Origin of the sequence: Arcobacter siniprincipis (SeqCode) (assembly GCF_048571125.1) — a bacterium.
Classification (GTDB): domain Bacteria; phylum Campylobacterota; class Campylobacteria; order Campylobacterales; family Arcobacteraceae; genus Arcobacter; species Arcobacter siniprincipis.
The window spans coordinates 1352554-1379384 of the sequence record NZ_CP182343.1; the positions used below are offsets into that span (position 1 = coordinate 1352554).

Annotated in this window: 23 protein-coding genes; 6 read left to right on the plus strand and 17 right to left on the minus strand. The window is 27.4% G+C overall.

Translation table 11 applies throughout. The features are described 5' to 3' along the window. The first annotated feature begins 33 nt into the window (after nt 1–33). Nucleotides 34–333, plus strand: a complete 300-nt coding sequence (locus ACNI3D_RS06930; protein WP_129099813.1) for a hypothetical protein — start codon at nt 34–36, stop codon at nt 331–333. Between the two features lie 20 nt (nt 334–353). Next, complete coding sequence (locus ACNI3D_RS06935) at nt 354–2627, plus strand: cache domain-containing protein (RefSeq protein WP_419768757.1); 2274 nt, start codon at nt 354–356, stop codon at nt 2625–2627. Here the strand turns inward: ACNI3D_RS06935 and ACNI3D_RS06940 are convergent. Further along, the gene (locus ACNI3D_RS06940; RefSeq protein WP_129099815.1) at nt 2619–4394 is read right to left on the minus strand and encodes an ABC transporter ATP-binding protein; all 1776 of its coding nucleotides are present in this window, start codon (nt 4392–4394) and stop codon (nt 2619–2621) included. The two genes, ACNI3D_RS06935 and ACNI3D_RS06940, sit on opposite strands and share 9 nt — an antisense overlap. Nucleotides 4395–4498: 104 nt before the next feature. Between ACNI3D_RS06940 and ACNI3D_RS06945 the strand changes: the two genes are divergently transcribed. Next, the gene (locus tag ACNI3D_RS06945; protein ID WP_419768758.1) at nt 4499–4945 is read left to right on the plus strand and encodes a hypothetical protein; all 447 of its coding nucleotides are present in this window, start codon (nt 4499–4501) and stop codon (nt 4943–4945) included. On the opposite strand, the gene ACNI3D_RS06950 is transcribed toward ACNI3D_RS06945, so the two are convergent. From ACNI3D_RS06950 to ACNI3D_RS06970, 5 genes are all read right to left on the minus strand, one after another. Further along, on the minus strand, nt 4942–5571 hold the full coding sequence (locus ACNI3D_RS06950; RefSeq protein ID WP_419768759.1) for an HAD family hydrolase: 630 nt from the start codon (nt 5569–5571) through the stop codon (nt 4942–4944). The genes ACNI3D_RS06945 and ACNI3D_RS06950 overlap by 4 nt on opposite strands. Next, nucleotides 5549–5968 carry a hypothetical protein gene (locus ACNI3D_RS06955; RefSeq protein WP_419768760.1) on the minus strand — a complete coding sequence of 140 codons (420 nt, stop codon included), beginning with the start codon at nt 5966–5968 and terminating at the stop codon, nt 5549–5551. Before ACNI3D_RS06955 ends, ACNI3D_RS06950 begins: the two co-directional genes overlap by 23 nt. A gap of 47 nt (nt 5969–6015) precedes the next feature. After that, nucleotides 6016–6762 (minus strand): hypothetical protein, encoded by a 747-nt coding sequence (locus ACNI3D_RS06960; RefSeq protein WP_129099819.1) that lies wholly within the window; start codon nt 6760–6762, stop codon nt 6016–6018. 129 nt (nt 6763–6891) lie between these two features. Continuing rightward, the gene (pgp3, locus tag ACNI3D_RS06965) at nt 6892–7830 is read right to left on the minus strand and encodes a peptidoglycan metallopeptidase Pgp3 (RefSeq protein WP_419768761.1); all 939 of its coding nucleotides are present in this window, start codon (nt 7828–7830) and stop codon (nt 6892–6894) included. Nucleotides 7831–7835: 5 nt separating this feature from the next. Further along, on the minus strand, nt 7836–8030 hold the full coding sequence (locus ACNI3D_RS06970; protein WP_129099821.1) for a zinc ribbon domain-containing protein: 195 nt from the start codon (nt 8028–8030) through the stop codon (nt 7836–7838). 86 nt (nt 8031–8116) lie between these two features. Here ACNI3D_RS06970 and ACNI3D_RS06975 point away from each other — a divergent pair, with 86 nt between their 5' ends. Then, nucleotides 8117–8827 (plus strand): YebC/PmpR family DNA-binding transcriptional regulator, encoded by a 711-nt coding sequence (locus tag ACNI3D_RS06975; RefSeq protein WP_419768762.1) that lies wholly within the window; start codon nt 8117–8119, stop codon nt 8825–8827. Between the two features lie 26 nt (nt 8828–8853). Here the strand turns inward: ACNI3D_RS06975 and ACNI3D_RS06980 are convergent, their stop codons facing one another. Both ACNI3D_RS06980 and ACNI3D_RS06985 read right to left on the minus strand, forming a co-directional pair. Beyond that, complete coding sequence (locus ACNI3D_RS06980) at nt 8854–9612, minus strand: M48 family metallopeptidase (RefSeq protein ID WP_419768763.1); 759 nt, start codon at nt 9610–9612, stop codon at nt 8854–8856. A gap of 2 nt (nt 9613–9614) precedes the next feature. Continuing rightward, nucleotides 9615–10403, minus strand: coding sequence for a DUF3108 domain-containing protein (locus ACNI3D_RS06985; RefSeq protein WP_419768764.1), 789 nt, complete (start codon nt 10401–10403; stop codon nt 9615–9617). 71 nt (nt 10404–10474) lie between these two features. On the opposite strand from ACNI3D_RS06985, the gene yddG reads away from it, so the two are divergent. Continuing rightward, nucleotides 10475–11365, plus strand: coding sequence for an aromatic amino acid exporter YddG (gene yddG / locus ACNI3D_RS06990; protein WP_419768765.1), 891 nt, complete (start codon nt 10475–10477; stop codon nt 11363–11365). Here the strand turns inward: yddG and ACNI3D_RS06995 are convergent. The 6 genes from ACNI3D_RS06995 to ACNI3D_RS07020 are packed head-to-tail and all read right to left on the minus strand — an operon-like array spanning nt 11355 to nt 21398. Beyond that, nucleotides 11355–11798, minus strand: a complete 444-nt coding sequence (locus ACNI3D_RS06995; protein ID WP_419768766.1) for a YiiD C-terminal domain-containing protein — start codon at nt 11796–11798, stop codon at nt 11355–11357. The genes yddG and ACNI3D_RS06995 overlap by 11 nt on opposite strands. A gap of 2 nt (nt 11799–11800) precedes the next feature. Further along, complete coding sequence (locus tag ACNI3D_RS07000; protein ID WP_419768767.1) at nt 11801–13918, minus strand: alpha/beta fold hydrolase; 2118 nt, start codon at nt 13916–13918, stop codon at nt 11801–11803. Nucleotides 13919–13922: 4 nt separating this feature from the next. Beyond that, nucleotides 13923–16283, minus strand: a complete 2361-nt coding sequence (locus tag ACNI3D_RS07005) for an acyl-CoA dehydrogenase (protein ID WP_419768768.1) — start codon at nt 16281–16283, stop codon at nt 13923–13925. After that, nucleotides 16271–18391, minus strand: a complete 2121-nt coding sequence (locus ACNI3D_RS07010) for a 3-hydroxyacyl-CoA dehydrogenase NAD-binding domain-containing protein (protein WP_419768769.1) — start codon at nt 18389–18391, stop codon at nt 16271–16273. The genes ACNI3D_RS07005 and ACNI3D_RS07010 overlap by 13 nt, the downstream gene beginning before the upstream one ends. Nucleotide 18392: 1 nt before the next feature. After that, a complete protein-coding gene (locus tag ACNI3D_RS07015) occupies nt 18393–19667 on the minus strand; it encodes a thiolase family protein (RefSeq protein WP_419768770.1) in 1275 nt (424 codons plus the stop codon). Between the two features lie 9 nt (nt 19668–19676). Next, nucleotides 19677–21398, minus strand: a complete 1722-nt coding sequence (locus ACNI3D_RS07020; protein ID WP_419768771.1) for an AMP-dependent synthetase/ligase — start codon at nt 21396–21398, stop codon at nt 19677–19679. A 385-nt stretch (nt 21399–21783) separates the two neighbouring features. Here ACNI3D_RS07020 and ACNI3D_RS07025 point away from each other — a divergent pair, with 385 nt between their 5' ends. Then, nucleotides 21784–24360 carry a bifunctional aconitate hydratase 2/2-methylisocitrate dehydratase gene (locus ACNI3D_RS07025; protein ID WP_129099832.1) on the plus strand — a complete coding sequence of 859 codons (2577 nt, stop codon included), beginning with the start codon at nt 21784–21786 and terminating at the stop codon, nt 24358–24360. Between the two features lie 18 nt (nt 24361–24378). On the opposite strand, the gene ACNI3D_RS07030 is transcribed toward ACNI3D_RS07025, so the two are convergent. From ACNI3D_RS07030 to ACNI3D_RS07040, 3 genes are read right to left on the minus strand one after another with little or no spacing between them, the layout of a single operon-like run. Beyond that, nucleotides 24379–25161, minus strand: a complete 783-nt coding sequence (locus ACNI3D_RS07030; protein WP_419768772.1) for an HAD-IIA family hydrolase — start codon at nt 25159–25161, stop codon at nt 24379–24381. Further along, nucleotides 25161–25958 (minus strand): carbohydrate ABC transporter permease, encoded by a 798-nt coding sequence (locus tag ACNI3D_RS07035; protein ID WP_419768773.1) that lies wholly within the window; start codon nt 25956–25958, stop codon nt 25161–25163. The genes ACNI3D_RS07030 and ACNI3D_RS07035 overlap by 1 nt, the downstream gene beginning before the upstream one ends. Before the next feature lie 4 nt (nt 25959–25962). Further along, nucleotides 25963–26826, minus strand: coding sequence for a carbohydrate ABC transporter permease (locus ACNI3D_RS07040; protein WP_419768774.1), 864 nt, complete (start codon nt 26824–26826; stop codon nt 25963–25965). Between the last annotated feature and the right edge of the window lie 5 nt (nt 26827–26831).

Consider the following 26831-nt stretch of genomic DNA (forward strand, 5'->3'; position numbering starts at 1 on the left):
ATCTATTTATAATGAAATAAAAAAAGGCCTAATTTGATTGAAGCAACAGTTGTGATATTTATACTTGTTAGTTTGGCTTTGCTGATATTAATTTATAAACAAATTAATAAAACTAAAAGTAGTGAAAATACAGAAGTAAGAACAAAGCAAGATATTATAGATGGATATGAAAAATTGATTTTAGATGTTATTGAAAATAATAAAGATGATAAAAAGTTGATGATTGAAAAAAAGACTCAAATTTTAAAAGTTGTTTCTAAAGATTTACATAATAATATATATTTTGATGATGATGAAGCTAAATATATAATCTCAAAGCTAGCTGAGCTTTAATAAATGGATTAAGGAATCTTTTGAAAAAAAACTTTTATTTATATATTATATTTGTACCTATATTATCTGTCTTAGTCTCTATTTCATTAATTACTTTGCATAATATTAATGAATTAAATACTAGTGCAGATGAAGATATAAAAGCATTTACAAAAAATTATTTAATCGAACAGAAGACAAAAATTTACAATAGAGTACATTTCTTTTCTAATATTATTAAAGTTAAAACAAATGAATTTAGAAGTGAACAAAAAATGGTATTTAAAGATAATACTGAAAAAATTGAATATTTCTCTAAGCACCTATTTAATTATCACAATTATAAAAATGATGATATTAAAAATAAAATTAAAGTAGAAATGATAAATCATTTATTCAAAAATAATCATTTAAATATTATTTTTGATTTAAAAAATAATGAATTATTATTTGATGGAAATAATATTCTAAAAGATGTTGATTTAAAATCTTTAAGTGACATAACTGGTCTGACAATTTTAAATAAGTATAGAAAATTTGATAGATTTATTGAATTTGATTTAAAAGGTAAAAGATACATATTTTATGCAAAAAAAGCAAAAGATTCACCATTATTAATTTTAAGTGGTGATAGCCTTGATACGATTAATGAAGAAATAAAAAATAAAATTTTAAATTCTCTTTTGAATTTTGATGTAGATGATAGTTATTATATTTTTGTAATAGATTTATTTAACAAAAATGGTGGAGAAAATTATGGAAGAGTATTGCTTCATCAATCAACTCCATCATTACAAGGACAATTTTTAAGTACAAATATTAAAGATGAGCGTTTAAAACAGTACAGATTTAGATATTTAGAAGTGATTAAAAACTATGGGGAAGGCTTTATTACTTATGATTATACAAAACCAGAAAGTAAGGAAATATTTAAAAAACTCTCCTTTTTGTATTTGCAAAAAGATTGGAATTGGATAATTGGAACTGGATTTTATTTTGATGATTTAGATTTTAAGACAGAAGAATTTAAGTCATCAATTGAAAAGAAAATAAAAAGAAGCGTAAATACTGCGATTATTGTTGGTATTCTACTCATTATTTTTATATCAATTGCTATATATTTTATAACTTCAAAATTAAATAAGATAATTAATGACTACTCAAATGATTTAAACAAAAGTAATGAAAGCTTACGAAAACAAAAAGATGTATTTAAAACACTTTTTGATAAATCTACTGATGGTATTATTATTTATTCAGAAGATGGATATATCATTAATTGTAATGATTCTGTAGTTAGAATGTTAGATTATGAAGATAAGTTTTTTATTACAAATAAAAAATTACAAGATATTTCTCCAAAAAAACAAAATGAAAATGATACTTCTGCATTAAAAGAAAAACTTTTTCAAATAGTCTCTTTTAATAATCAAACATATAATTTTGAATGGGTATTCTTGTCAAAAAATGGTAGAAAATTATTTTGTGAAATAAGAACTACAAGATTAATTTTGGATGATAATAATATTGTTCATGCAATAATTAGAGATATTACATACAAAAAAGAGTTAGAAGAAAAGAATAAAAGACAACAAGTTATGCTTGCAGAGGAGTCAAAAAAATCTGCACTTGGTGAAATGCTTACAATGATAGCTCACCAATGGAGACAACCTTTAAATAATATAAACTTATTGATTCATTTTGTAAGGGATACTTTTGATACAGGAAAGTTTTCAAAAGAAGAGATAAAAGAAATAACTTTAGATATGAAAAGACAAATTGAGTATTTATCAAATACAATTAATGATTTTACAAATTTTACAAATCCTAAAAAAGAGACAACTCTTTTTTGTGTAAAAGATGCCATTGAAAGAACTTATAATTTAGCTATTGCACAGTTTGAAAAAAATGGTATAAAAGTATTTATTGAATCTGAAGAAATAGAAGTTTATGGAATAGAAAATGAGTTTATGCAAATTATTTTAAATATTATAAATAATGCGAAAGATGCACTTATTGAAAATAATAATAAAGAGAAATTTCTTTTTATAAATGCAAAAAAAATAGATAATAAATTAGTATTAACAATTAAAGATACAGCAGGTGGAATTTCAAATAAAGTTATTTCTAGAATATTTGATCCATATTTTACAACTAAACATAAAAATAATGGTACAGGTATTGGTTTATACATGTGTAATCAAATAATTAAACAATACAAAAATGGTGTAATTAAAGCTTGCAATGAAAACTTTAATTATAATAATAAGGATTACAAAGGTGCAATGTTTACACTAAAGTTAGATTTAGATTAATTGATTTTTAATAAAATCTTGATAATGTCCTTCCACATCTTCAAGTTCATCATGTGTACCTCTTTGGACAATTTCACCACCTTCTAAAACAAAAATTTTATCTGCATTTTTTACTGTACTTAATCTATGGGCAATAGTAATTACAGTTTTATCTTTTAATATAGGTTGCAATGAGTTAAAAAGTTTTGTCTCAGTGTTTACATCTAAAGCTGATGTAGATTCATCAAAAATAACCACATTGGCTCTTGAAACAATCATTCTTGCTATTGATAACCTTTGTCTTTGTCCTCCACTTAATCTAACACCATGTTTACCTACAATTGTATCTAAGCCATTTGGCATATCTTGTATACTTTCGTACAGTTGAGCTATTTTAAGTGCTTCAAAAATATCTTCATCACTTATATTTTCATTGTCCATTGAAATATTAAATCTAAGGGTATTATTAAATAAAATTGGCATTTGAAGAACTAAAAATATGTTTTTCCTCAAAGACTCTTTATTTATTTCATCTGTATTTATACCATTATAAGTAATCTCCCCAGAATTTTTTTGATAAAACCCAGAGATAATTTGTGCTAAAGTAGTTTTCCCACTTCCACTAGCTCCTATTAGAGCAACTTTATCATTAGGTTTAATATTTAAAGTAATATCTTTTAAAATTGGTTTGTCTTCTATATATGAGAAATATAGATTTTTTATATCTATCTCTATGTCTTTTATTTCAAGTGGTAGTTCAATTGTTCCCGTATTTTCTTTTTTCAATTGGAAAATTTTATTGATTCTTTTTAATGCTGCACTTGCATTTGCATAAGAGTATTGAATAGATAAAATATCTTGAATAGGTGTCATTATAAACCAAATATATCCAAACATAGCAAACATCATACCAATTGATAGATTGCTATAAGCAACCATTACAAGTCCAGCTGCTCTTAAAACTTCAAAAGCAACTAAAAATATAGTAAATGAAAATCTCTCATAAGCTACACTTTTAAAGTTAAATTCATCAGATGTTTTTTTCACATTAAGAGCATTTTTTATAGATTGGTTAAAAAAATATTTTTCTTTATTACTTGCTTTTATTTGACCAAATAAATCAAGAGTTTCTCCTAAATTATTTTGGAAATTTTCAACTGCTTCATTCTCCTTTTTCTTTAGTTGTCCAACACTTCTTGATATTTTTTTTGATAGTAATATAATTACTGGTTGAATAAAAAGAATCATAAAACCCAAAATAGGGTGTATAGAAATCATTACAATAGAAACACCAATAAGTGTTAAAATTGAAGATATAAATTTACTAGCACCATTTATGATAAATGAATCCAAAGTATTTACATCTGTTACTAAATTTGAAGTAATGGCTCCTGAACCCATACTTTCATATTCATTCATATTTACTTGTTTTAAGTGTAATAGTATCTTTTCTCTAATTTTAAAAGTTACATATTTTGATATCTTAGTAAAAATTTTAGTAGTAATTGCACTAAATATAAAATATAAAATTCTTAAAAGAATTACTGCAATTGTTACAATTGTAATATAATAAAAAGCATTTCCTGAGTTAAAAAAATAATTAATATTATTTACAAAAAAGGCTGGTTTATTTAATAATACTTCATCAACAAGTGCTGGAAGCATCAAAGGTATTGGAATACTTATGCAAATAGCAATAAATGTAAAAACTTGTCCCCAAAGAAGATCTTTTTTGTTTTCTATTATTAATTTGAATATTTTTTTTAAAGTAATGGTGTCTTTTTTCATAGAGGGATTATATCTTTGTTATTTTAATAGCTTATTAATTCAAAATTATTGTAATTTTTTTAAAATATAATTTAAATCAAAAACCTTTTTAGCTATTATTTCATATGGAAAAAATAGTAAGTACAAGAGAATTAAAAAAGAACTTTTTAGAGTTATGTAATGAAATATCAAATGATGACTCAAAAGCCTTATTAGATTTAAAAAATACAGATAAAATTGAATTTATGTTAAAGCCTTATTGTACTGAAGAATACCCTATAAGAAAGGTTCTAATTCTTTACCACAGGTATGCATGTGTTGCTTTTATATCAGCAGAGTTTGTAAAAAATGCAAAGGTTTATATAGATGATGTTTTGACTAAGTATATAGTCTTGGCACTTGTTAACAAACCAGATCCAGATGAAGTTTCAGTAGTATACTCAAATGTAGATGCTCTTTCTCGGTTTCCAACTAGAGCAATATCTATAAAAGATATAATCGCATATTTAGAATCTGAAAATATAGAAGAGACCCTAAGAGAATTTTATAAAAAGAAACAACTTTTCTTTTAATCTAAAATTTTTAAAAGATCTTCCAATTTTGATATTTTGTATTTTGCTTTTGAAAAATCTTGTGTTTTTGTAAATTCATTATGTACTATGGCGCAATCAATATTTGCAGCTCTTGCAGATATTAAACCTCTCTCAGAGTCTTCTATTACTATAGCTTCATCATTTTTGGCATTGAATTTTTCTAAACCTTTTAAATAAGGATCAGGGTGTGGTTTTGACTTGGGATAGTCTTCAACACATAAAACAAAATCCATAAAATCAGTAATACCACGATTTTTATGAATTATTTCAAAATCAACTCTTCTAGAAGTTGTAACAATTCCCATTTTGTATTTTTTACTAAGTTCATTTAATACATCATGTACATTTTCAATAGCGATATCTTCTTTTTTTAAATACTCTTGATAATATATATCTCTTTGGTTTCTTGCTATTATAATCTCTTCTTCTATGGCATTAGGAGCAGCAACCCAAACTCCATTTCCATCTGTCATGATCTTCATATAATCATCAAATTGAATATTTACATTAAAAAACTCTTTTAAAGCTCTTTTACTAGCTTCAAAATAAAGTGGTTCTGTTTCTACTAAAACTCCGTCGTTATCAAAAAGTATATATTTTTTCATATATTATGTATTTCTCCAAATAATCATTTACAATTATATTATGATCTTTTAATCTATCTCTTACAAAAGCTATTTTTGCTTTGCCATTTTCCATATAAAATGCCCCAATAGCATTTTTATAATAACTTAATTGTATTAAACTAGAAGCTAGTATTGGCTTATCATTTATAATTTTTAATCTGTAATATTCATTTATATATATCAAATCACTTTTATATAATTCTTTAGTATATTTTATATTTTTAAAACTATATTCTGGATTTCCTATATTATAAATTAATATCTCTTTTTTATTAGGAAATAATCCTTGAAATACTTCTTCATGATATTTAGAATAAAGATTTTCTGCTTTTACTAAACTAGTAATTATAAGCAGTGTTAAAAATATCTTTTTCAAAATGAGTATCTTACTCCTTATTTATTATTTTCATTTCATATCTCATTTTATTCATATGGCATAGGAATAGGAGGTAATTCTCTAAATGCTTCTTTAACTGCATTTGTTATACTAGCTCTATATTTATAGTTTTCAACTGGATTACTAAACTGTAAAAGTTCTTTTGCACTTTGTAATCCCCTTTCTTTTTTGTAAACAAAGGCAACTTTTTTACCCATATCTTCTGTTCTATTAAATATTGTATTACTATAAGTTCGAATAAATGTAAACTCTTTTTGGCTTATTTTATCTCCCCAACAGAAAAACACAAATTTACCTGAAGGAACAATATTATTTGCATCTTGGTACATAATATCTCTATCAAATTCTGTATTTTGCATCGAGTAATATTTTTCTAAATCTTCATCAAACTTTGTAAGCAAAGTTGTAGAATTGATATTTTTTTCTATTAGGTTAAAAAGGCTTTTCATCTCAATTAGTTTACCTTTTAATCTAGGTCCAAAGGCATGTTTAAATACAGTGATATATGTCTCACATTTTAATTCAGTAAATTCACCAAAGTTATCAAAGTCTTGATCTAATAAAAATTTTTCAGAATCATATCCTATAGGAGTAACAACTGGATTATATATAAATATTGTTCCTTCTATGTTTTTTTTTCTATCTTTTTTTGTTTTAATCATATTTTCAAATTCTTCAGGAGTTATCTCTTCTTCATCATAGTTAAAGTACAAATAACTTGATGTTAAAAAGATTTCCTCATATTTAGTCTCAATTTTACCGAAATATTGCATTATTGCCTTTCTTGTGTTAAATCTAATAAGGAAAAGATTCCTTTTATTGTTTTGTAATTATACTTAAAAGTTTTATTTTTTGTATTAAGAGTTTACAAAATATTCTGTTTTGATATTTTATATTAAAGACTAGTATCTTTCATTAAGTTTATTAAGTAGTTTAAATAGTTCTTGAGGATCAACTAAAACTCCATGAATCCTTGTTCCAAAATGCAAGTGAGGACCTGTTATTCTTCCTGTTTCACCAGATAATCCTATTTTATCATCTCGTTTAATTTTTTGATCTTTTTTTACTAAAATTTTGCTAAGATGAAAATAGCAAGTGAAGATACCTTGTCCATGGTCAATTATAATTGAGTTCCCAGAATAAAATCTATTTCCAGCAAATCTCACAATTCCATCATTAGCTGCTACGATAGGAGTTCCAATATCTGCTCTAAAATCAACTCCACTGTGATAACTTTTAAGTTGTTTATTATAAACTCTTTTAGTACCAAAATCACTTGTAATCTTACTAAACATAGGCATTATGAAATCTTTTTTCCAAAGTATTTCTTTTGTAGTTGTATTGTAAATATCCATTGCTTGTTTATATTCTTTATTAGCTCTTATCTTGTCTTTATTATTTAAATTTATTTTTGAGTTTGCTACTTTTATTTCTTCACTTTTGTAATTTCCCTTATAAATATTTATTTTAATAGAAGTAAATAATCTTCTATTATCTTTTATATATGAGATTATAACTTTATCATTTCCACTTTTGTGATAATAAGAAATAGGTATAAGAGCATAAAAAGAGTCTTTTTTAAAGGTATCTTTATAAAAAGGCAAATTAATATTTCCCAAAGTTAATTTAGGATCTGTTATTTTTTCATGTATTATTTGTATTAGTAGAGTTTGTCCATTGGCAATATTCTTTTCATATTTTATTTGTAAAGGAGTGTTTTTATCTAAATACAGTTTTTTTGCATTATTAATATTGTTTTGATATTGATAAATATTCGTCGAATTTGAGAATGCAAGGGTCGTAAATAGGGTTAAAAGTAGGGTATTTTTAAAAATATTCATAATGTTTAAAATTCATTTCCTTCTATTAAATTATAACTAAATGTTGTTACTATACCATCTTCAACATTGTAAGAAACTTCAATGGGTCTACAACAAACTTCACAATCATCTACTATTTCCGTATATCCAAAAACTCCAGTATCTACTAAAATAGTTATAGCTTGTCTACAATAAGGACAGGTTAAATTTAACTCTTCCATTAGTCTACCTTTTTAAATGTATAATATCATATTTATAACAAACTTGCTATAATCGCATAAAATTATGAAAATTATTGGAGAAATTTATGGGTAGAGCCTTTGAATATAGAAAAGCAGCCAAAATGAAAAGATGGGGAAACATGTCAAGAGTTTTCCCAAAACTAGCACGTGCAATTGAAGTAGCAGCAAAAGCTGGAGTCCCAGATCCTGAGATGAATTCAGCGCTTAGAACTGCAATTTTAAATGCAAAAGCTGAAAACATGCCAAAAGCAAATATTGATGCAGCTATTAAAAGAGCATCAGGAAAAGATTCAGCAAACTTTTCTGAAGTAAACTTTGAAGGTAAAGGACCTCATGGTGTTTTGATTTTTGTAGAAACTGCTACAGATAACAATACAAGAACAGTTGCAAATGTTAAAATGTATTTTAATAAAAATGGTGGTTCTATGGCACCTACTGGTTCATTAGAATTCTTTTTTGATAGAAAAGCAATCTTTGAATTCAATAAAACTGAAGATATGAGTATTGAAGAGTTAGAGCTTGAATTAATTGATGCTGGTTTAGAAGAGATTGAAGAAGAAGATGGAGTTGTTTTAGTAACAGCTGATTATAAAGATTTTGGTACTTTGAATAAAGCCTTTGAAGATATGGGAATTGAACTTACTAAAGCAAAATTAGAGCGAATTTCAAATAATCCTCAAGAATTTACAGAAGAACAACAAGAAGAAATCGGTAAATTATTAGAAAAAATTGAAGATGATGATGATGTTCAAGCTGTTTATACAAATATAGCATAATAAATATACCAAATAATCATACAAGATTATTTGGTATTATTTCTTTTAATCTCTTGTATTACTTTTGAAATATCAGCAATTCTTGTACTAGAGTTTGGATGTGTTGAGAAAAACTCAATTGACTCTTTTTTACCACTACTCATATTTTTCCAAAAATTTAATGCTTCATCGATATTATATCCAGCTTTATACATTAGATGTATCCCTATCTCATCAGCTTCACTCTCTTGCATTCTTCCATAAGGTAATAAAACTCCATATTGAGCTCCTACTCCATAAGCTGTGTTAAAGGCATTTGTATATTCTGGCGCTTGAGAACCTAATACAATATTTCCTAATACTTGTGCTCCTTGGGCTAACATTCCTGTTGTCATTCTCTCAGCACCATGACGTGCAAGTGCATGGGCAATCTCATGGGACATTACAGTTGCTAATTGATCATCATTTTTAGCAACACTTAGTATTCCTGTATAAACTACAACTTTTCCCCCAGGAAGACAAAAAGCATTTTTCTCTTTATTTTTTACTAAATTAAATTCCCACTTGTAATCTTTTCTATTGACTACTTTTGCAATTCTTTGACCTATCTCTTTTATTTTTTTTGATTCTTTTGTATTTGTTATTACTTCAGATTTTTTTAGTGTATCTTCATAAGATTTTTCACCTAAAGCTAACTCTTGATCTTTAGATATTAAAATCATTTGAGACCTATTTGTAAAGGGAGCTTTACTTGTACATCCAACTAGTGAAAAAAACAAAAGTAATATCAAAATATATTTTTTCATTATCATCCTTTATCTATTTTAAATTTTATCATTTCACCTGTAATATCACCAAAAATAAGTACATCTTTTAAAACTGCTTTATCACAAAAGCCTTCTTTATTTAAAGATATAAAAAGTTCTCCATTTGAACTTGAAAATATTTTTTGATGAATTGAGACTATAAACTTTTTATTTTTAGTATTTAAAGCCTCTTGTAACTCTTTATAAGCTTCATTTTTTGGAATTATTATATCTAATTTTCCATTATCTTTATTTGCTCCAATAGCTATAAAAGCATAACTATTGCCTTTCTCAAAACTAGGAACAACTTTAGTTATATTAAAAAATAGTGATAATAAGTCATTTGTTGCAAAAAAATTTGCAAACTCTTCTGACTCATTAATTTTCCAAGATTCTTTCTTTTTTAAGTTTTCATCATATCTTATATTAAGTTTTCTTTCATATTTTTTAACTAAGATTTGTTTATTTTTATAGTCAAAAAGATAAGTTTTTTTTCTTTTTTTATAATCATTATTTGAAATAGTTATATATTTATTTGGAATAAGTAAATTGTTTTTTATTTTTCCATAGCTTTCATAATACTCTTCTTTGTTACTACTTAAAAACTTTGCGATACCAGTTGCATAAGCATGTACTTTTATTTTATAAGTATCATTAGGAAGAATTTCAAGACTTGTTTTTGCAATACCCAATTCTCCAAAAATACCATAACTTATTTTATATGTAGCCTCAAAGGTTTTAGCATTTAAAAATATAGATAAAAAGATTATAAATATAATTATTTTCTTCATAATTAATTATAACATACAAAGTTTTATACTATTTTCTATTATAATATTTGAAAATTTATGAGGGACTTTTAATGCAGCACACAAAAGGTAATATTTTAGGTTTATTAACAATATTTTTATGGTCAACACTAGCACTTTTTACAGTATATTCTGGAAACATTCCTCCCTTTCAACTTTTAAGTATCTCTTTTTTTATTGCGTCACTTATTGGAGTCTTGATGTTAAAAAAGCAAAAAAGAAGTTTCGCAAGTTTGAAAACTATTCCTCTTAAAGCATATATAATAGGAGTTAGTGGATTATTTGGGTATCACTTTTTTTATTTTTTAGCAATAAAAAATGCTCCTGCTGTTGAAGCAAACTTGTTAAATTATTTATGGCCTTTACTTATTGTTCTTTTTTCAGCTTTTTTACCAAATGAAAAGTTAAAGTGGTTTCATATTGTTGGTACTATTTTAGCTCTGATTGGGGCTTTTTTATTAGTATTAAAAGATGGAAGTTTAGAATTTGATTCAAAATATACTTTAGGCTATCTTTTTGCACTTGCTGCTGCACTTATTTGGTCAAGTTATTCTGTTATATCAAAAACATTGACCCATGTTCCAACCTTCGCAGTGACAGGTTTTTGTATAATAACTGCCATACTCTCTTTTATAGCACACTTAATTTTTGAACAGAGTATAACTCCTTCATTTACGGAGCTTTTGGCCGCTATCATGTTAGGGATAGGACCTGTTGGTGGAGCCTTTTATCTGTGGGATTTTGCACTTAAAAATGGTGATATAAAGATACTAGGCTCACTTGCATATTTAGCACCACTTTTATCAACATTGATTTTAGTACTAGTTGGAGTATCTAAAATGACAACATCAATTGCATTAGCTTGTTTATTTATAGTTTTAGGCTCAATTATTAGTTCAAAGCAGTATTTAAAAACAATAATAAATCTGCTTTTTAAGTCTTGATAACATAGACTCCATAAAAGTCAACGCAGACTTTATCATTTTCTATGATTTGAGAATGTATTTTTATTGAAGCACTATTTTTTGTATTTATTTTTGATAGTAAAGTATTTTGTTCTTCTTCATTTGGAATTAAAGTATGACAAATAATATCTTTTGTAACTGGTCTTATAAATTTTGTTTCATTTTTAAATATGACTATACTTGGGTTTTCTAAATTAAATTTTTTTGATAAATAATATGCCATACACCAAGATGAAATAATAGTTATACTATTTAAACTTCCTCCAAAAGCTGTACCTTTATCATTTACATTAATATCAAGGGGAGCTGTTGTGATAAGTTGCGTTTCATTTAAATCTTTCAACTCCAATTTCATAAGTTTTGTCATTGGTATTTGTGTATGTATTTTATTCTCTATCTCTTTTATAATCATTATTACTCTTCTATTTTTTTTATAAATTTATAAATCTCATCATATAACTCTTTTGTATTATCGCCTTTAATAATAACATGATTTTTTCGCTCTAAAATAACCAAATCTTTTTCTTTGGATTTTATTTTTTCAAATATCTCATAAGCAGATGCTGGATTTACAACTGGATCATTTTTTCCTTGAATTATTAAAATAGGGCTTTGTATATTTTTAAGATTTTCTCTTGTTTTTACCATTAATTTACTTAATTGTTCTATGGCTTTGATATAAAATTTATCATAATTTATATCTGGATTTTCAGCGTGATTATCTATATACTCTTTTGCATAACTATTCGCATGTACACTATTTACTAAATCATTCCAAAAAGAGACCGCTGGAAGTAGAGTTTTAACTCGTATATCATTTAAATGTAAAGCTGTATTTATACAAATAATTCCAGCAAATTCCATATAACATTTTTTTGTACTAAGAAGAGAAAGAAGTCCTCCTGTTGAAAATCCAATAATAATAATTCTTTTGTGTTTTAATGTAGCAATTATAATTGCCCTTGAAAGGGATAAATACCAATCTTTCCATGTAGTATTTTGCAAATCTTCTGGAACAGTTCCATGCCCTTTTAATCTTGGAGAGTAGACGTTTATCTCTTTACTTCTAATAAACTTGCTTAATTGTTCTACTTCTTTTGGAGAGGAAGAAAAACCATGCAAAGTTATAACACAAACATCTGAAACAGCATGATTATAATATCTTGGACTTCCTATTTCTTTATCTTTTATATTTGTATAATCTTTAAATTTTTCATAATCAGATTCAAATTCATAATGCTCCTCTTTCTCTAAAGTATCAAGAAGCAGTCTGTCTATCTCTTCTTTTTCTTTTAAAACTAAGTTTTTTGCTAAAATATTTAGTTTATCTATTATTAGTACTTCATTTAAAATAACATGAAGTATATTTTTAAGACGAATTGTATGGTGAGTATAACTATTTAAAAGAGCATCTTTATTTAAAAAATAGTTAACTTTGTCCTCTAAAATTATGTTGTCTTTTAGAGCAATTTTTAAAATATTTTCAAAGGGAAGAAACTCTTCATAGGAAATGAGGTTTATAATATTACTTTCTTGTTCAATATTATAAGAAAATAAGTTTTCTTTAAGTTGATTCCATAGAAGGTAAATCATTCTTTTTAAATGGTTTTTATTGATTGATTTTTTAGGATATAAAAAAATAATAAGTACAAATATATGGTCAAAATTTATATTTAAATTTTTATAAATATTATCCATAAAACGATGTGTTAGCTCATATCTATATTTATTTATTATATTATTGTGATTCTTCTCTTTTTTATAAATATCTTCCAAAATATCTTGGGTGCGAATTGGTTTTAGAATTTGAATTGTGATTTTAGAATTTAAAACAATATTTGATTCTATTTCTAACTCTTCTAAAAAGTGTTCTCCAATATTATCCATAAATTTGGAAACCATATCAAGTAAAAAGTTTTTTCCAGTGCGAAGATTTGAATAAGAGATATTAATAGGTACAATCATTGTCTCTTGTTCTTTTATATCTTTACACTCATGTATGAAATATTTGTGTTGAAATTTTTTGAAGTCTTTTATTTTTCTAGTAAAATAATCATTTCTTAATAATTGAGAGTTTAATGCAAAAAAAGCAGAACCTGTGTGTACAACTTGGCAGGTTCCATTTATCTTTACGCAAAAATGATTTTTTTGCTTAGAAATATCCTTTGCTTTTACCATTAATCCTTCTGGAAAAATCAACCAATCTTTACATCCTGTAATTAAATCACCAATAATAGTATTATTTCTAAAAGGCGATGATTTTGGCATTGCTCCAATATCTTCTAAAAAATCTCCAAAATAAGTGTGAAATAAACTATCATCAGCAATAACACCTACTTTTTTATTTGTCAGTTCATATAAAGCATAAGGCACAAGTAAGGCTTCCATTCTTGTAAAATGATTTGCCACAAATATTTTAGGATTGTCTTTTGGAATATTTTCTGCTCCTTTGACCTCTATATTTGCATCAAATATTTTTTCTAAAATATTTAGCAAAATACCACTTGAATTTATAAGCAAATCTTTTTTCATCTTTTTATCTCATTGTTTTGTATGTTCTTGCTTTATACGAATCAACTTCTATGATTGATTGTTTAAGCTTATTTGCTTTTTTTAGTTTTGACAATTCGTCTTTATCAATAATGCCTTTTTCTAAAGCTTCTTCAACCATATTATCTAAAGAGTCTTTTTTAATATCACCATTTTTAATAGCCAATTTAATTTTTATAAATGCTGGTTTTGTTTCATTATTTAACTCAATTGCTTTTTCTAGGATATTTAATCTATCTTTTGCATCACTTGAAACAAATACACTTGAAGTTAACTCTTTTAGATATGTTTCATCTTTTAAGTTATTTACAATCTTTTCATTTAATTTATCTGGTGATTTTACACTCAATGGATTTAATCTTGCTAGTGGTAAGAAAACCTTTAACATAGGAAGATTATATAAAATATTCTCTTTTGCTTTTTGAATCTCTTCAAAGGCATAGTTGCATATATAATTAACTAAATCTTTATCTTCTTCTTTAGGATTATTATCAAACTCCCTAAGAGTTGCAGTTATTAAATACATATATGAAAGCATATCTCCAAATCTAGCAGAGATGTTTTCTCTTTTTTTAAGAGCTGGTCCTAAAAGAGCAAGAGCTGTATTACTCAATAGTGTAAACTCTGAACTTGCCCAAACAAGTTTTTGTTTGTATCTTTTAAAATTTCCTTGTGTTTTTAAGAAAAATCCTCTTGTGAAATAACAAGTAATAGTTTTAGCAAAAGCTTTAACTACAAGTTTTATATGAGAAAAAAATGCTTCATCAAAAGCTTCCACATCATTTTTATTTAAAGCTTGTATCTCTTTATAAATATAAGGGTGTGATTTAATTAATCCTTGTCCAAATTGCATCAAATTTCTAGTAAGAATATTTGCACCTTCAACAGTAATAGAAATAGGAAGAGCAAAATATGCATGGGCTAATAAGTTTTTTTCACCTCTTATAATTCCACTTCCTCCTACTACATCCATAGAATCATTTATCACTTCTCTAAATTTTTCAGTTGCATGGTATTTCATAACAGAGTTTATAACCCCTGGTCTTACTCCATTATCTATTGCATCAAGGGTATAGTTTCTTGAAGCATTTAACATATAAGTAAAGGCTGCAATTTTTGCAATTTTTTCTTCAACACCTTCGAATCTATCAATACTAAGTCCAAATTGTTCTCTAATTTGAGAATATGAAGATACTACTTTTAAAGCAAGTTTACTTCCTCCTAAAGAAACACTTGGAAGTGATATTCCTCTTCCAATAGATAGTGACTCAACAAGCATTTGCCAACCAAGTCCAATACCGTCAATTCCTCCTATAATATCATCTATTTCAATAACTACATCTTTTCCAAATAATGGAGAATTTACAAATGGAATACCAAGTGGGTCATGACGTCTTGAGTTATCTATCCCTTTTAATTTAGAATCAAGTAATCCAAATGTAATACCTAAATCTTTCTTTTCACCTAATATTTGCTCTGGGTCATGAAGTTGAAAAGCAATACCTATAAGAGTTGCTACATTTCCTAAAGTTATATATCTTTTTTCAAAATTTAGTTTAATTTTTATTTTTTTATCTTCATCTTTAAATATAACACCACTTGAAGTAATTGAAGTAGCATCACTCCCTGCATTTGGTTCAGTTAGTCCAAAACAAGGAACTTGTCTACCATTTGCTAAGTCTTCAAGATATTTATCTTTTTGGACTTGTGTTCCATATTTTAAAATCAACTCAGCAGGTCCAAGAGAGTTTGGTACCATAATAGTGATAGCTAATACTTGAGAACGACTAACAAGTTTTTCTATTACATGTGAATGGGCAGTTGCAGAAAATCCTAAACCACCATACTCTTTTGGAATAATCATTCCAAAGAATTTTTTATCTTTTATAAATTTCCAAACATCAGGACGTAAATCTCTATCTTGAAATATTTCCCAATCTGTAGTCATAGAACACAGTTCATTTACTTCATTATCTATAAAGTCTTGCTCTTCTTTTGTAAGTTTTGTAACATACTCTTCTTTTATTCTTTTGAAGTTTATATCTGCTTTAAAATAATCAGATTCAACCCAATTTGTTCCAGCCTGAAGAGCTGCTTCTTCTGTGGCAGATATTTTTGGTAATAAACCTTTTTTCATAATAAACTTAACTAAAGGCGAAGTTATAAGCTTTATTCTATTTTTATGTATTATAAAAGTCACTGCTAAAATAGCAAATATTACCCAAAATAAAATATTAGTATCAAAAAATATTAATGAATATACACCAATAAAACCAAACCATAAAATTAAAGGATATGAAAAGTATCCAAAAATGATAAGTATAAGTACAAAGGCTAAAGCTTCCATAATTCTTCCCCTGTTTTAAAATCTTTATTCTCTTTATTTAATTTTTCTAATAATAAACTTGGTTTAAATCTTTCCCCAAAAACTTTTTCATATTGTTTTAATTCATCTACAATATATGAAATTCCTATGTCATTTGCAAAGGCACAAATTCCACCTTTATATGGAGGAAATCCTGTTCCTGTTATCATAGCAAAATCTATGATTTTTGGATCATTTACAATACCTTCTTCTAAACATCTTGAAGCTTCATTTACCATAATAAACATACAACGCTCAATTATCTCTTTTTGGATAAATTCTTTTCTATTTGTTGGAAGTAGTTTTGTGACCTCTTCATTTATCTCTAAATTTTTTGTGTTATGAAGATAAAAACCTTTTTTGTCTTTTTTACCTAATAATTTTAAGTCTTTATATACTTTTGTAAGTATAGGAGCTACAGTCATACGTGAACCATATGATTCTTGTAATATTGTTGCTACTTTAAAACCTATATCAATACCAACAGTATCTGCTAAAATAAAAGGTCCCATAGGTAAACCAAAATCTTTTAAAATTTTATCTATGGTTTTAATATCTGAACCCTCTTCAAGTATAAAAGCAGCCTCATTTATATATGGAAGTAAAATACGATTGACAATAAATCCTGCACAATCTCCAACTACTATGGGTGTTTTCCCGCAAGTAGTTAATAATTCTATTACTCTATTTATAGTCTTTTTAGAAGTGTGTGATGAAGGGATAACTTCAACAAGTGGCATCATATTTACAGGATTGAAAAAATGTATTCCTAAAAAGTTTTTCTTATTTTTTAGTTCACTTCCAAGTTTTTCTATGGAGATTGAAGAAGTATTTGTTGCAATAATTGCTTCTTTATCAAGAACTTCTTCTAGTTCTTTAAAAGCCTCTTTTTTTGCATTTTCATCTTCAATAATAGCTTCTAGAGCTAGTTGGGTTTGACCTAAACCATTAAATTTATCAGTATAAGAGATTTTATTTAATTTAAAGTCAACTTGATTTTGACTCATAGTTCTTCTTTTTATAGAACTATCATATAGTTTTGAAACGTCTTTTATGATGTCATGGGATTGTTCTATTTTTCTTATTTTAATTCTTACTTCATTTAGAAATTTTGAAAATAACCAAATGATTCCTTTACCCATTACACCATTTCCTAGTACTGCAACATTTGAAATTGGAGTTGGTGTTTTTTCAAAGTTCTTATTTAGTTTTTCAAACATGAAAAATAGCTCTATCATATATTTAGACTCTTTTGTTGCTGCTAATTGTGAAAAAGCTCTAGCTTCTATATCTATACCTTTTTCAAAGCTTTCAGTAAAAGTATTTTGTATAACTTCTAAAGCAGTATAAGGTGCTTTAAAATCTCTATTTACTTTTTTCTCTATTCCTTGTAATGATTTTTTGTAAATGTATGCCCTTGTGAAAGAAAATTTTTCCATAAGATTATTTACAAAAGGTAGTTTTTTCCTTTGAACTTTGTTTTCAAGAACTTTTGTAATAAACTCTTTTAACTTAAACTCTTTTTGTCCATTATCAAATATTTCATCCACAAGACCCATTTTTAATGCTTTTTTAGCATCATGGTTTTTACCCGTTAAAATCATCTCAAGGGCAGTTATAAGCCCTACAAGTTTTGGAGCTCTTTGTGTTCCCCCAAGACCTGGGAAAAATCCAAGTTTTATCTCAGGAAAGGCTAATTTTGTTTTTTCATTTGTAGTAGCAACTCTATATTTACAACATAAAGCAAGTTCTAAACCTCCACCCATACAAGCTCCATTAATATATGCTATTGTTGGTATACTTAAGGCTTCTAGTTTAGTTAAGATATTATCACCTTTTGTGATTTGCTCATAAACTTCTTCTTCTGTGCTCATAGCCTCTATCTCTTTAATATCAGCACCTGCAATAAAGATAGTAGGTTTTGCACTATCAATAACAAGAACTTTTATTTTACTATTTTGTTTTATCTCATCTAAGGCATTGTCTAGTTCACTTAATACTTCAAAAGATAGTTTATTTGCCTTTGTGTTTTTTAAATCAAAGGTTAGTGTTGCAATATCATTATTTATTTCTAAATTTAAATTATTCATTTTATACCTCCACTAAAAAACTTGCACCTTGCCCACCACCAACACAAAGTGTAGCAAGACCAGTTTTTAGGCCTTTTCTTTTAAGTTCTTTTATTGTGTGAAGCACAATTCTAGCTCCACTCATACCAACTGGATGACCAATGGCAATTGCTCCTCCATTTACATTTAATATCTCTTCATTTATTTCACCAAGAGGCTCAGAGTTAAACTCTTTTTTACAAAAACTTTTTGATTTAAAAGCTTCAAGATTTGCAATAACTTGCGCGGCAAAAGCTTCATTTAGTTCTATTAAATCTATATCTTTTAGACTGACACCTGTTTTATCAAATAGTTTTTTTGTGGCAAAAACTGGACCCAAGCCCATTCTATTGGCATCAAGACCAGCATAAGCATAATCTTTTATAAAACCTATTGGCTCAAGACCCAACTCTTTTGCTTTTGATTCAGAGCATAATATCATCATACAAGCACCATCTGAAACTTGAGATGAGTTTCCAGCTGTTACAGTTCCACTTGTTCTATCAAAAATAGGACGAAGTTTTTTTAAAGCATCAATATTTTGATTAAATCTAATTCCCTCATCATCCAAGATTGAAGAATCTTTTGTCATAATAGGGTGTATTTCATCTTTTAAAATTTCACTTTCTATTGCTTTTTGTGCTTTTAAGTGTGATTGTAATGAATATTCATCTTGGGCTTGGCGACTTATTTTAAACTCATTTGCAAGATTCTCAGCAGTAATTCCCATGATTTTCCCAGAAATAGGGTCTGTTAATCCAGAAATTAATCCAATAGTGGGTTTTAAAAAACTAAGCCGAAAACTTGTAAGTAGTTTTAGTTTTTCAGATGTACTTTTTGCATAGGTAAATTTTGTCATAAAATCTTTAAATTGGTTTGAAAAGAGTAGGGGAATATTACTCATGGATTCAACTCCCCCGGCCAGATATATTTCCCCTTGATTTGTGTATATTTTTTCAATTGAGCTTGATAGGGCTTGCATCCCTGAGGCACAATTTCTATGAACAGTATATGCAATGGTTTTTTTTGGAAAACCAGCTCTCATAGCTAAAACTCTTGCTATATTTGCTGCATTTGCTGGTTGGGCAACATTTCCAATAATAACTTCATCAAAGTCATCGTAGGATATATTATTTCTAAGAACTAACTCTTTTGCAATAATTGCACCTAAGCTATCAGCACTTACATTATTTAATTTCCCATTTGCTTTTGCTACTGGGCTTCTTAATCCATCAATTATCGCTATTCTTTCACGCATTTTAAGCTCCTAATACATACTTTGAATTTCTTCTTTATATTTATTTTCAATTGCTTCTCTACAAACTTTCATTGAAGGGGTTAATTCTCCACCTTCTATTGTGGCTTGTTTTGTTATTAGTTTATATTTTATAATCATTTCCCATTTATTTACTTTTTTATTCAATTTATCTATATGGTTTTGTATAGATTTTTGAATTCTACTTTGGTTAAAATACTCCTCTATAGTTAAGTTACTTGATTTTCCATGTTGAGCATATCGTTCATGGTCAACAAAGAGTAAGGCTGTAGTATATTTTTTATTGCTTGATATTAAAACTGCAAACTCTATATATTTGTTTTTAGAAAGTTCTTGTTCAATTGGAATTGCATTTACATACTCTCCTGTAGAGGTTTTAAATATATCTTTTTTTCTACTTTTAATATAAATATATCCATCTTCATCAATTGAAGCAACATCTCCTGTATGAAGCCAACCATTTTCATCAATAGTTTTTTTAGTTAGGTCTTCATTATTTAAATATCCTTTCATCAAAGAAGGACCTTTTACTAGAAGTTCATCTTTTTCAATCTTAACTTCTGCCGTTGGCATCGCTTTACCTGATGTTCCCACACGATTTGCCCCAGGATAATTTGTAGAAATAACAGGGGAAAACTCAGTCATACCATATCCTTGATATAGTGGAACTCCAATATTTAAGAAAAATTGATAGATATTTTTTTCTAAAGGAGCACCTCCTGAAACTAACCACTTAATTCTTCCACCAAATATTTCTCTAAATTTAGAATAAACAAGTTTATCAAAAAATTTAAATAAGATTGAGTCTTTATTTATATTCTCTTTTAGTGCATAGTGAAAGGCAAAAGAAGCAATTAGTTTACTAAAAAATGGTTTGTCAGATATATTTGTTTTTATCTTGTAATATATTTTCTCTAAAAGTCTTGGTACTACAGTCATCATTGTTGGACGGACAGTTTTCATCAAAGTTGCTACGTTTGTAATATCATCTATAAAGTAAATAGAAACACCCCTTGAGATATAGTAACTCATAACAGCTCTTTCAAAAATATGAGCAAGGGGAAGTATTGATAAGATGACTTCTTTTTTATCTAATTGAATTAATTCATTTATATCTTTTACTTGGGAGATAATATTTTTATGGCTTAAAATAACACCCTTTGGATTACCTGTATTTCCACTTGTATAAACAATAGAAAAAATATCATCTTCTTTTGGTTTATGCTCTACATATTCAAGTCTATTACAAATCTCTTTTCCCATGACTATTATTTCATCTAAATTGTAATAGTTTTTCTCTTTTATACAAAAATTATGGGTGATGAAAATAATCTCTTCTTTTATGTCATTTATTCTATTTATATCATCTATAAAGATATATTTACATTTTGAATCTTTAAGTTCAAAGTTTAGATTTTTTGTTGAGATGTTGGCAAATATTGGAACAGATATTGCTCCTAGTTGTTGAAGTGCAAAATCAAATATCAACCAAAAAGGAGAAGACTTTGCAAAAACAGCAACCATTGTGCCTTTTTTTATACCCAAGTTTTGTAAAGCAGCACATAAGCAAATCACTTTTTCTTTGAATTGTAATACTGATATTGATTCATATTTATTATTTGCATTTATGAAGTTTAATAAAGTAGGATTATCATAAGTAGTTGTTAGATAGTCAAACATTTCATTGTAAGTAGAAAATCTATATGAATTCATGTCATAATCCTTAACTAATATAACAATATTGTATCATTATAACAAAAAAATAACAGAAATGTTTTAATTAATAATTATATTTAAGAAGAATATAACATTTATACTTAAAATCAAAAATTAAGTTTATATTGTACAAAAATTGTACAATATAAGAATGAAAGCACAAAACATAGACAAATGGCAAAAAATCAATAGAAAAAAATCACTAAGAAATAAAAGTAAAAATATTGTTAAAAGGCCTATATAGAGTATTTTAAGCTAGATGAAAGTTTTTTTTGTAACTTATATATACACAAATTAAACTTGTACAATTCATATCAAGAATTGTACATTAATACGCTTGGGTATATGCTATAATCAATTACAAATTAATTAGGAGAGATATATGAGTTTAATCGCTGATTATAAAGCACATACGCAAGAGAGACTTAATGAAGGTGGTCTTCCTCCATTGGCATTGACTGCTGATCAAACGGCACAATTGGTTGAACTATTAAAAGCAAATACTGTAGAAGATTCAGATTACGCATTAGATATGTTTAAAAATAAAATTAACCCAGGTGTAGATGATGCTGCATATGTAAAGGCTGCATTTTTAAATGATGTAGTGCAAGGGAATGTTACCTGTTCTGTTATTTCTAAGATTGAAGCAATTGAAATTTTAGGGACAATGATGGGTGGGTTTAATGTCCTTCCGTTAGTTGATGCATTAAAAGTAGAAGAAACTGCAGCAGATGCAGCAAAACAATTAAAAAATACAATTTTAGTATATGATTCATTCAATGATGTAAAAGATTTAGCAGATGCTGGAAACAATTATGCTAAAGAGATTATTGAATCTTGGGCAAATGGTGAATGGTTTACAAACAAACCAGCATTAGAAGAAGAAATTACTTTAACAGTTTATAAAATTCCTGGTGAAACAAATACAGATGATTTATCTCCTGCAACTGTAGCATTTACAAGAGCTGATATTCCATTACATGCAACTGCAATGTTACAATCAAGAATGGAAAAACCATTAGAAAAAATGGTTGAACTTAAAGAAAAAGGTTTCCCTTTAGCATACGTTGGTGATGTTGTTGGAACTGGAAGTTCTAGAAAATCAGGTATTAACTCTGTTCAATGGCATATGGGTAGAGATATTCCAGGTGTTCCTAATAAAAGAACAGGTGGAGTTGTTATTGGTTCTATTATCGCTCCTATTTTCTTCAACACAGCAGAAGATTCAGGGTGTTTACCAATTCAAGCAGATGTAGATGCACTAGAAACTGGTGATGTTATTACTGTAAAACCTTATGCAGGACAAATATTAAAAGAGGGAAAAGTTGTTTCTGAATTTACTTTATCTCCAAATACATTAACAGATGAAATGAGAGCAGGTGGAAGAATTCCATTAATTATTGGTAAAGGATTAACTGCAAAAGCTAGAGAAGCTTTAGGTTTAGAAGCTTCTGATTTATTCATTACTGCATCTCAACCAGCAGCTTCAACTAATGGTTATACTCAAGCTCAAAAAATGGTAGGAAGAGCGTGTGGTATGGAAGGTGTTAAACCTGGTATGTATGTTGAGCCAATTTGTACAACTGTTGGATCACAAGATACTACAGGACCTATGACAAGAGATGAGATTAAAGAACTTGCTGCACTATCTTTTGGTGCTGATATGGTTATGCAATCATTCTGTCATACTGCTGCTTATCCAAAACCATCAGATATTAATTTACAACATACACTTCCTGAATTTATTACTTCAAGAGCGGGTGTTACTTTAAGACCAGGTGATGGTGTTATTCACTCATGGTTAAATAGATTATGTTTACCAGATACAGTTGGTACTGGTGGAGATTCTCATACAAGATTCCCAATTGGTATTTCATTCCCAGCTGGTTCTGGTCTTGTTGCATTTGCAGGGGTTACTGGTATGATGCCTTTAACTATGCCTGAATCTGTACATGTTAAATTTACTGGTGAATTACAACCAGGAATTACTTTAAGAGATTTAGTTAATGCTATTCCTTACCAAGCTATTAAAGATGGTTTATTAACAGTTGAGAAAAAAGGTAAGAAAAATATTTTTGCAGGTAATGTAATTGAAATTTCTGGTCTTCCACAACTTAAAGTTGAACAAGCATTTGAACTTTCAGATGCAGCAGCAGAAAGAAGTGCAGCAGCTTGTTCTATTCAATTGGATAAAGAACCAATTATTGAATACTTATCTTCAAATATCGCTTTAATTGAAAAAATGATTGAAGAGGGTTACCAAGATGCTAGAACTTTACAAAGAAGAGCTGATAAAATGAAAGAATGGATTGCTAATCCTGAATTAATCACTCCAGATGAAGATGCAGAGTATTTAGCAACTATTGAAATCAATTTAAATGAAATCACTGAGCCATTATTAGCTTGTCCTAATGATCCAGATGATGTTGATACTTTAACAAACATTTTAGCTGATCCAAAAAGACCAACTGAAAAAATTGATGAAGTATTTGTTGGTTCTTGTATGACAAATATTGGATTATTTAGAGCTTTAGGTGAAGTACTTAAAGGTGAAGGTCCAGTTCCTGCAAAACTTTGGGTTGCACCACCAACAAAAATGGATCAACAACAATTAACTGAAGAGGGTTATTACTCAATATTTGGAGCAGCTGGTGCTAGACTTGAAATACCAGGATGTTCATTATGTATGGGTAACCAAGCAAATGTTGGTCAAGGTGCAGTTGTATTTAGTACATCTACTAGAAACTTTGATAACAGACTGGGTAAAGATTCTAAAGTTTATTTAGGTTCTGCAGAAGTTGCAGCATTAGCAGCACTTTTAGGAAGACTTCCAACAAAAGAAGAATACCTTGATATGGTTCCTAAAAAAATCACTCCTGAAAAAAGAGATGATATTTATAAATACTTAAATTTCCACTTATTATCAGGTGATGAGTTAACTAACTTAGTTCACTCTTAATAGAAAGACAAAGAGGTTTTACCTCTTTGCTTTTTTTATTTCTTCTTTCAATTCTATCAAAGACTTAAAACTCATAAAATCAAAATCAAGTGTATTAGATGGTAATTTATTACCAGAATTTATCCAACCAGCAGATATATTTGCATTTTTTGCCCCTAAAATATCAGTTTCAAAAGTATCACCAATCATTAGAGTCTCGCACTTTTGCTTATCAAACTTTGATAATATAGTATCAAAACCATAAGGACTTGGTTTACCTATAACTTGAACCATTTTTTTAGTATACTCTTCAATTATATCAATCAAAACTCCACACTCTAACTCAAAGCCATCTTTTAGGGGAATTAGTTTATCTGGATTGGCTGCTATTATTTGTGTATTTTCACTTATTAAATTAATGGTATTTGATATATCTTTTAATGTAATGTTATTTTCCATTCCAAGTATTACTATATCGGGATTTTTATCATTTCTTTTATATTTCTCATATAGATTTTCTTGTAACTGTTTACTTCCTAGAACATAAATATTATCTAGCTTATTTTCAAATAAATAGTGTTCAATTAGTTTTGTTGTAGTGAAAATATTTTTTTCACTTACATCAACACCACAAGTTAAAAGTTTCTCTTTATATCTGTGAATTTTATAATTAGAGTTGTTAGTAAAAAAACAGTATTGAATATTTTCTTTATTCAAATAATCAATTATCTCTTTTGTACCCTCTAAACTTTGGTCTTGCCTATAAAATACCCCATCTAAATCAAATATAATAAAAGTAATATTTTTTAAAGCTTCGTACATTATTTTATTCCTGTATGTAAAAATGAATTAACAAACTGTTTTTGAAAAATTAAGAATGCTAATAATAAAGGTGCAACCGATATCAAAGTTGCTGCTGATATTGTAGACCATTGAACTCCTGATTCAGGAGCTGCAAAAATTGCAAGTCCTACGGTTAATGGTTTGACATTATTTGAATTTGCAATAATAAGTGGCCATAAAAAATTATTCCAATGATATGAAACAGATACTAAAGCATAAGCTAAATATGTAGATTTTGAAAGTGGAATATAAACTCTAAACAAAATACCAAGTTGAGAACAACCTTCCATTTTAGCGGCTTCATCAAGCTCATTTGGTATAGTTTTAAATGTTTGTCTTAAAAGAAATATTCCAAAAGCTGAAGCAATATAAGGTAATGCCATTCCCCATGTTGTATCTACTAAATTAAAATATGAAATAGTTTTATAATTTTCTAAAATCAAATTTTCTGGCATAATCATTAGTTGCATGAGTACTAGAAAAAAAGCAACATTTTTCCCATAAAATTCAAATTTTGCAAAAGCATATGCAGCAAGGGTACATAATATCATTTGACCTATTAATATAATTGTAACTAAAGTAAATGTATTTATCAAATAGTGTAAAAATGGTGCCTGATTCCAAGCATCATAAAAACTTTGAACACTTAAAGGTGCAAATAAATCAAAATTTGCAGAGTATTGTTCCGTATGAAAAGCAGCCCAAAAAGTATAAAATAAGGGAAGTATCCATATAAGGGCTAAAGTATAAGTTGATATCTTTTGTAATAATTTCATGTTTCTACTTGTAGTGAATTTTTTTCTCAATTAATCCAAATTGAATTAATGAAATAATGATTAAAATTGAAAGTAACACAATAGTAAGTGTTGCTGCATATGAATAATCAAAAAATGAAAAGGCAACATCATAAATATAATATAGTAATAAATTTGAAGCATTGTCTGGACCACCTTTTGTGAGTATAAATAGATGGTCAATCATCTTAAATGAGTTAATCAAAGCATTGATCATAACAAAAAAGGTTGTTGGCATCAAAAGAGGAAAAGTAACCTTTGTAAATGTTATCCAAGGTGATGAGCCTTCTATTTTGGAAGCCTCATATAACTCTTTTGGTATACTTTGAAGAGCTGCTAAATAAAATATCATAAAAAATCCAGCTTCTTTCCATACAGTCATAACTATAGTTGAACCTAAAACTAAATCTCTATCTCCTAAAAAATTGTATTCATTAAATCCAAAGTAGTGAAGAACTTGATTTATTAAACCAATCTCTGGGGCATAAAAAAATAGCCAAATATTTGCAACTGCAACCATAGGTAAAATTGTAGGAGTAAAATATGCAAGTCTTACAATTGATCTAGCTTTTATTTTTTCTTGAACAAAAATTGCCATTGCTAAAGATATCATAATTGATAAGGGAACTGTTGTTAGTGAAAAATAAAGTGTATTTTTCAGCGTTTGTATAAATATTGGATCATGAATCATATACTCATAATTATCAAGCCCAATAAATCTTTTGGGCTTGAGTACTGTTTGATTAGAAAAAAATGAATTAATAAATGTTGTTACAGTTGGATAATGAGTAAATGCAACAATTAAAATAAATCCTGGTAATAATAATAACCAACCGTAAACATGTCTCATAATTT

Coding starts and splice junctions, on each gene's coding strand:
- ACNI3D_RS06960 (WP_129099819.1), bottom strand. CDS start 6,762: ATGCAATATTTCGGTAAAATTGAGACTAAATATGAGGAAATCTTTTTA.
- ACNI3D_RS07020 (WP_419768771.1), bottom strand. CDS start 21,398: ATGAATTCATATAGATTTTCTACTTACAATGAAATGTTTGACTATCTA.
- ACNI3D_RS06940 (WP_129099815.1), bottom strand. CDS start 4,394: ATGAAAAAAGACACCATTACTTTAAAAAAAATATTCAAATTAATAATA.
- ACNI3D_RS07035 (WP_419768773.1), bottom strand. CDS start 25,958: ATGAAATTATTACAAAAGATATCAACTTATACTTTAGCCCTTATATGG.
- yddG (WP_419768765.1), top strand. CDS start 10,475: ATGCAGCACACAAAAGGTAATATTTTAGGTTTATTAACAATATTTTTA.
- pgp3 (WP_419768761.1), bottom strand. CDS start 7,830: ATGAATATTTTTAAAAATACCCTACTTTTAACCCTATTTACGACCCTT.
- ACNI3D_RS06995 (WP_419768766.1), bottom strand. CDS start 11,798: ATGATTATAAAAGAGATAGAGAATAAAATACATACACAAATACCAATG.
- ACNI3D_RS07000 (WP_419768767.1), bottom strand. CDS start 13,918: ATGAAAAAAGATTTGCTTATAAATTCAAGTGGTATTTTGCTAAATATT.
- ACNI3D_RS06945 (WP_419768758.1), top strand. CDS start 4,499: ATGGAAAAAATAGTAAGTACAAGAGAATTAAAAAAGAACTTTTTAGAG.
- ACNI3D_RS06975 (WP_419768762.1), top strand. CDS start 8,117: ATGGGTAGAGCCTTTGAATATAGAAAAGCAGCCAAAATGAAAAGATGG.
- ACNI3D_RS06950 (WP_419768759.1), bottom strand. CDS start 5,571: ATGAAAAAATATATACTTTTTGATAACGACGGAGTTTTAGTAGAAACA.
- ACNI3D_RS07040 (WP_419768774.1), bottom strand. CDS start 26,826: ATGAGACATGTTTACGGTTGGTTATTATTATTACCAGGATTTATTTTA.
- ACNI3D_RS07015 (WP_419768770.1), bottom strand. CDS start 19,667: ATGCGTGAAAGAATAGCGATAATTGATGGATTAAGAAGCCCAGTAGCA.
- ACNI3D_RS07010 (WP_419768769.1), bottom strand. CDS start 18,391: ATGAATAATTTAAATTTAGAAATAAATAATGATATTGCAACACTAACC.
- ACNI3D_RS07030 (WP_419768772.1), bottom strand. CDS start 25,161: ATGTACGAAGCTTTAAAAAATATTACTTTTATTATATTTGATTTAGAT.
- ACNI3D_RS06970 (WP_129099821.1), bottom strand. CDS start 8,030: ATGGAAGAGTTAAATTTAACCTGTCCTTATTGTAGACAAGCTATAACT.
- ACNI3D_RS06985 (WP_419768764.1), bottom strand. CDS start 10,403: ATGAAGAAAATAATTATATTTATAATCTTTTTATCTATATTTTTAAAT.
- ACNI3D_RS06980 (WP_419768763.1), bottom strand. CDS start 9,612: ATGAAAAAATATATTTTGATATTACTTTTGTTTTTTTCACTAGTTGGA.
- ACNI3D_RS07005 (WP_419768768.1), bottom strand. CDS start 16,283: ATGGAAGCTTTAGCCTTTGTACTTATACTTATCATTTTTGGATACTTT.
- ACNI3D_RS07025 (WP_129099832.1), top strand. CDS start 21,784: ATGAGTTTAATCGCTGATTATAAAGCACATACGCAAGAGAGACTTAAT.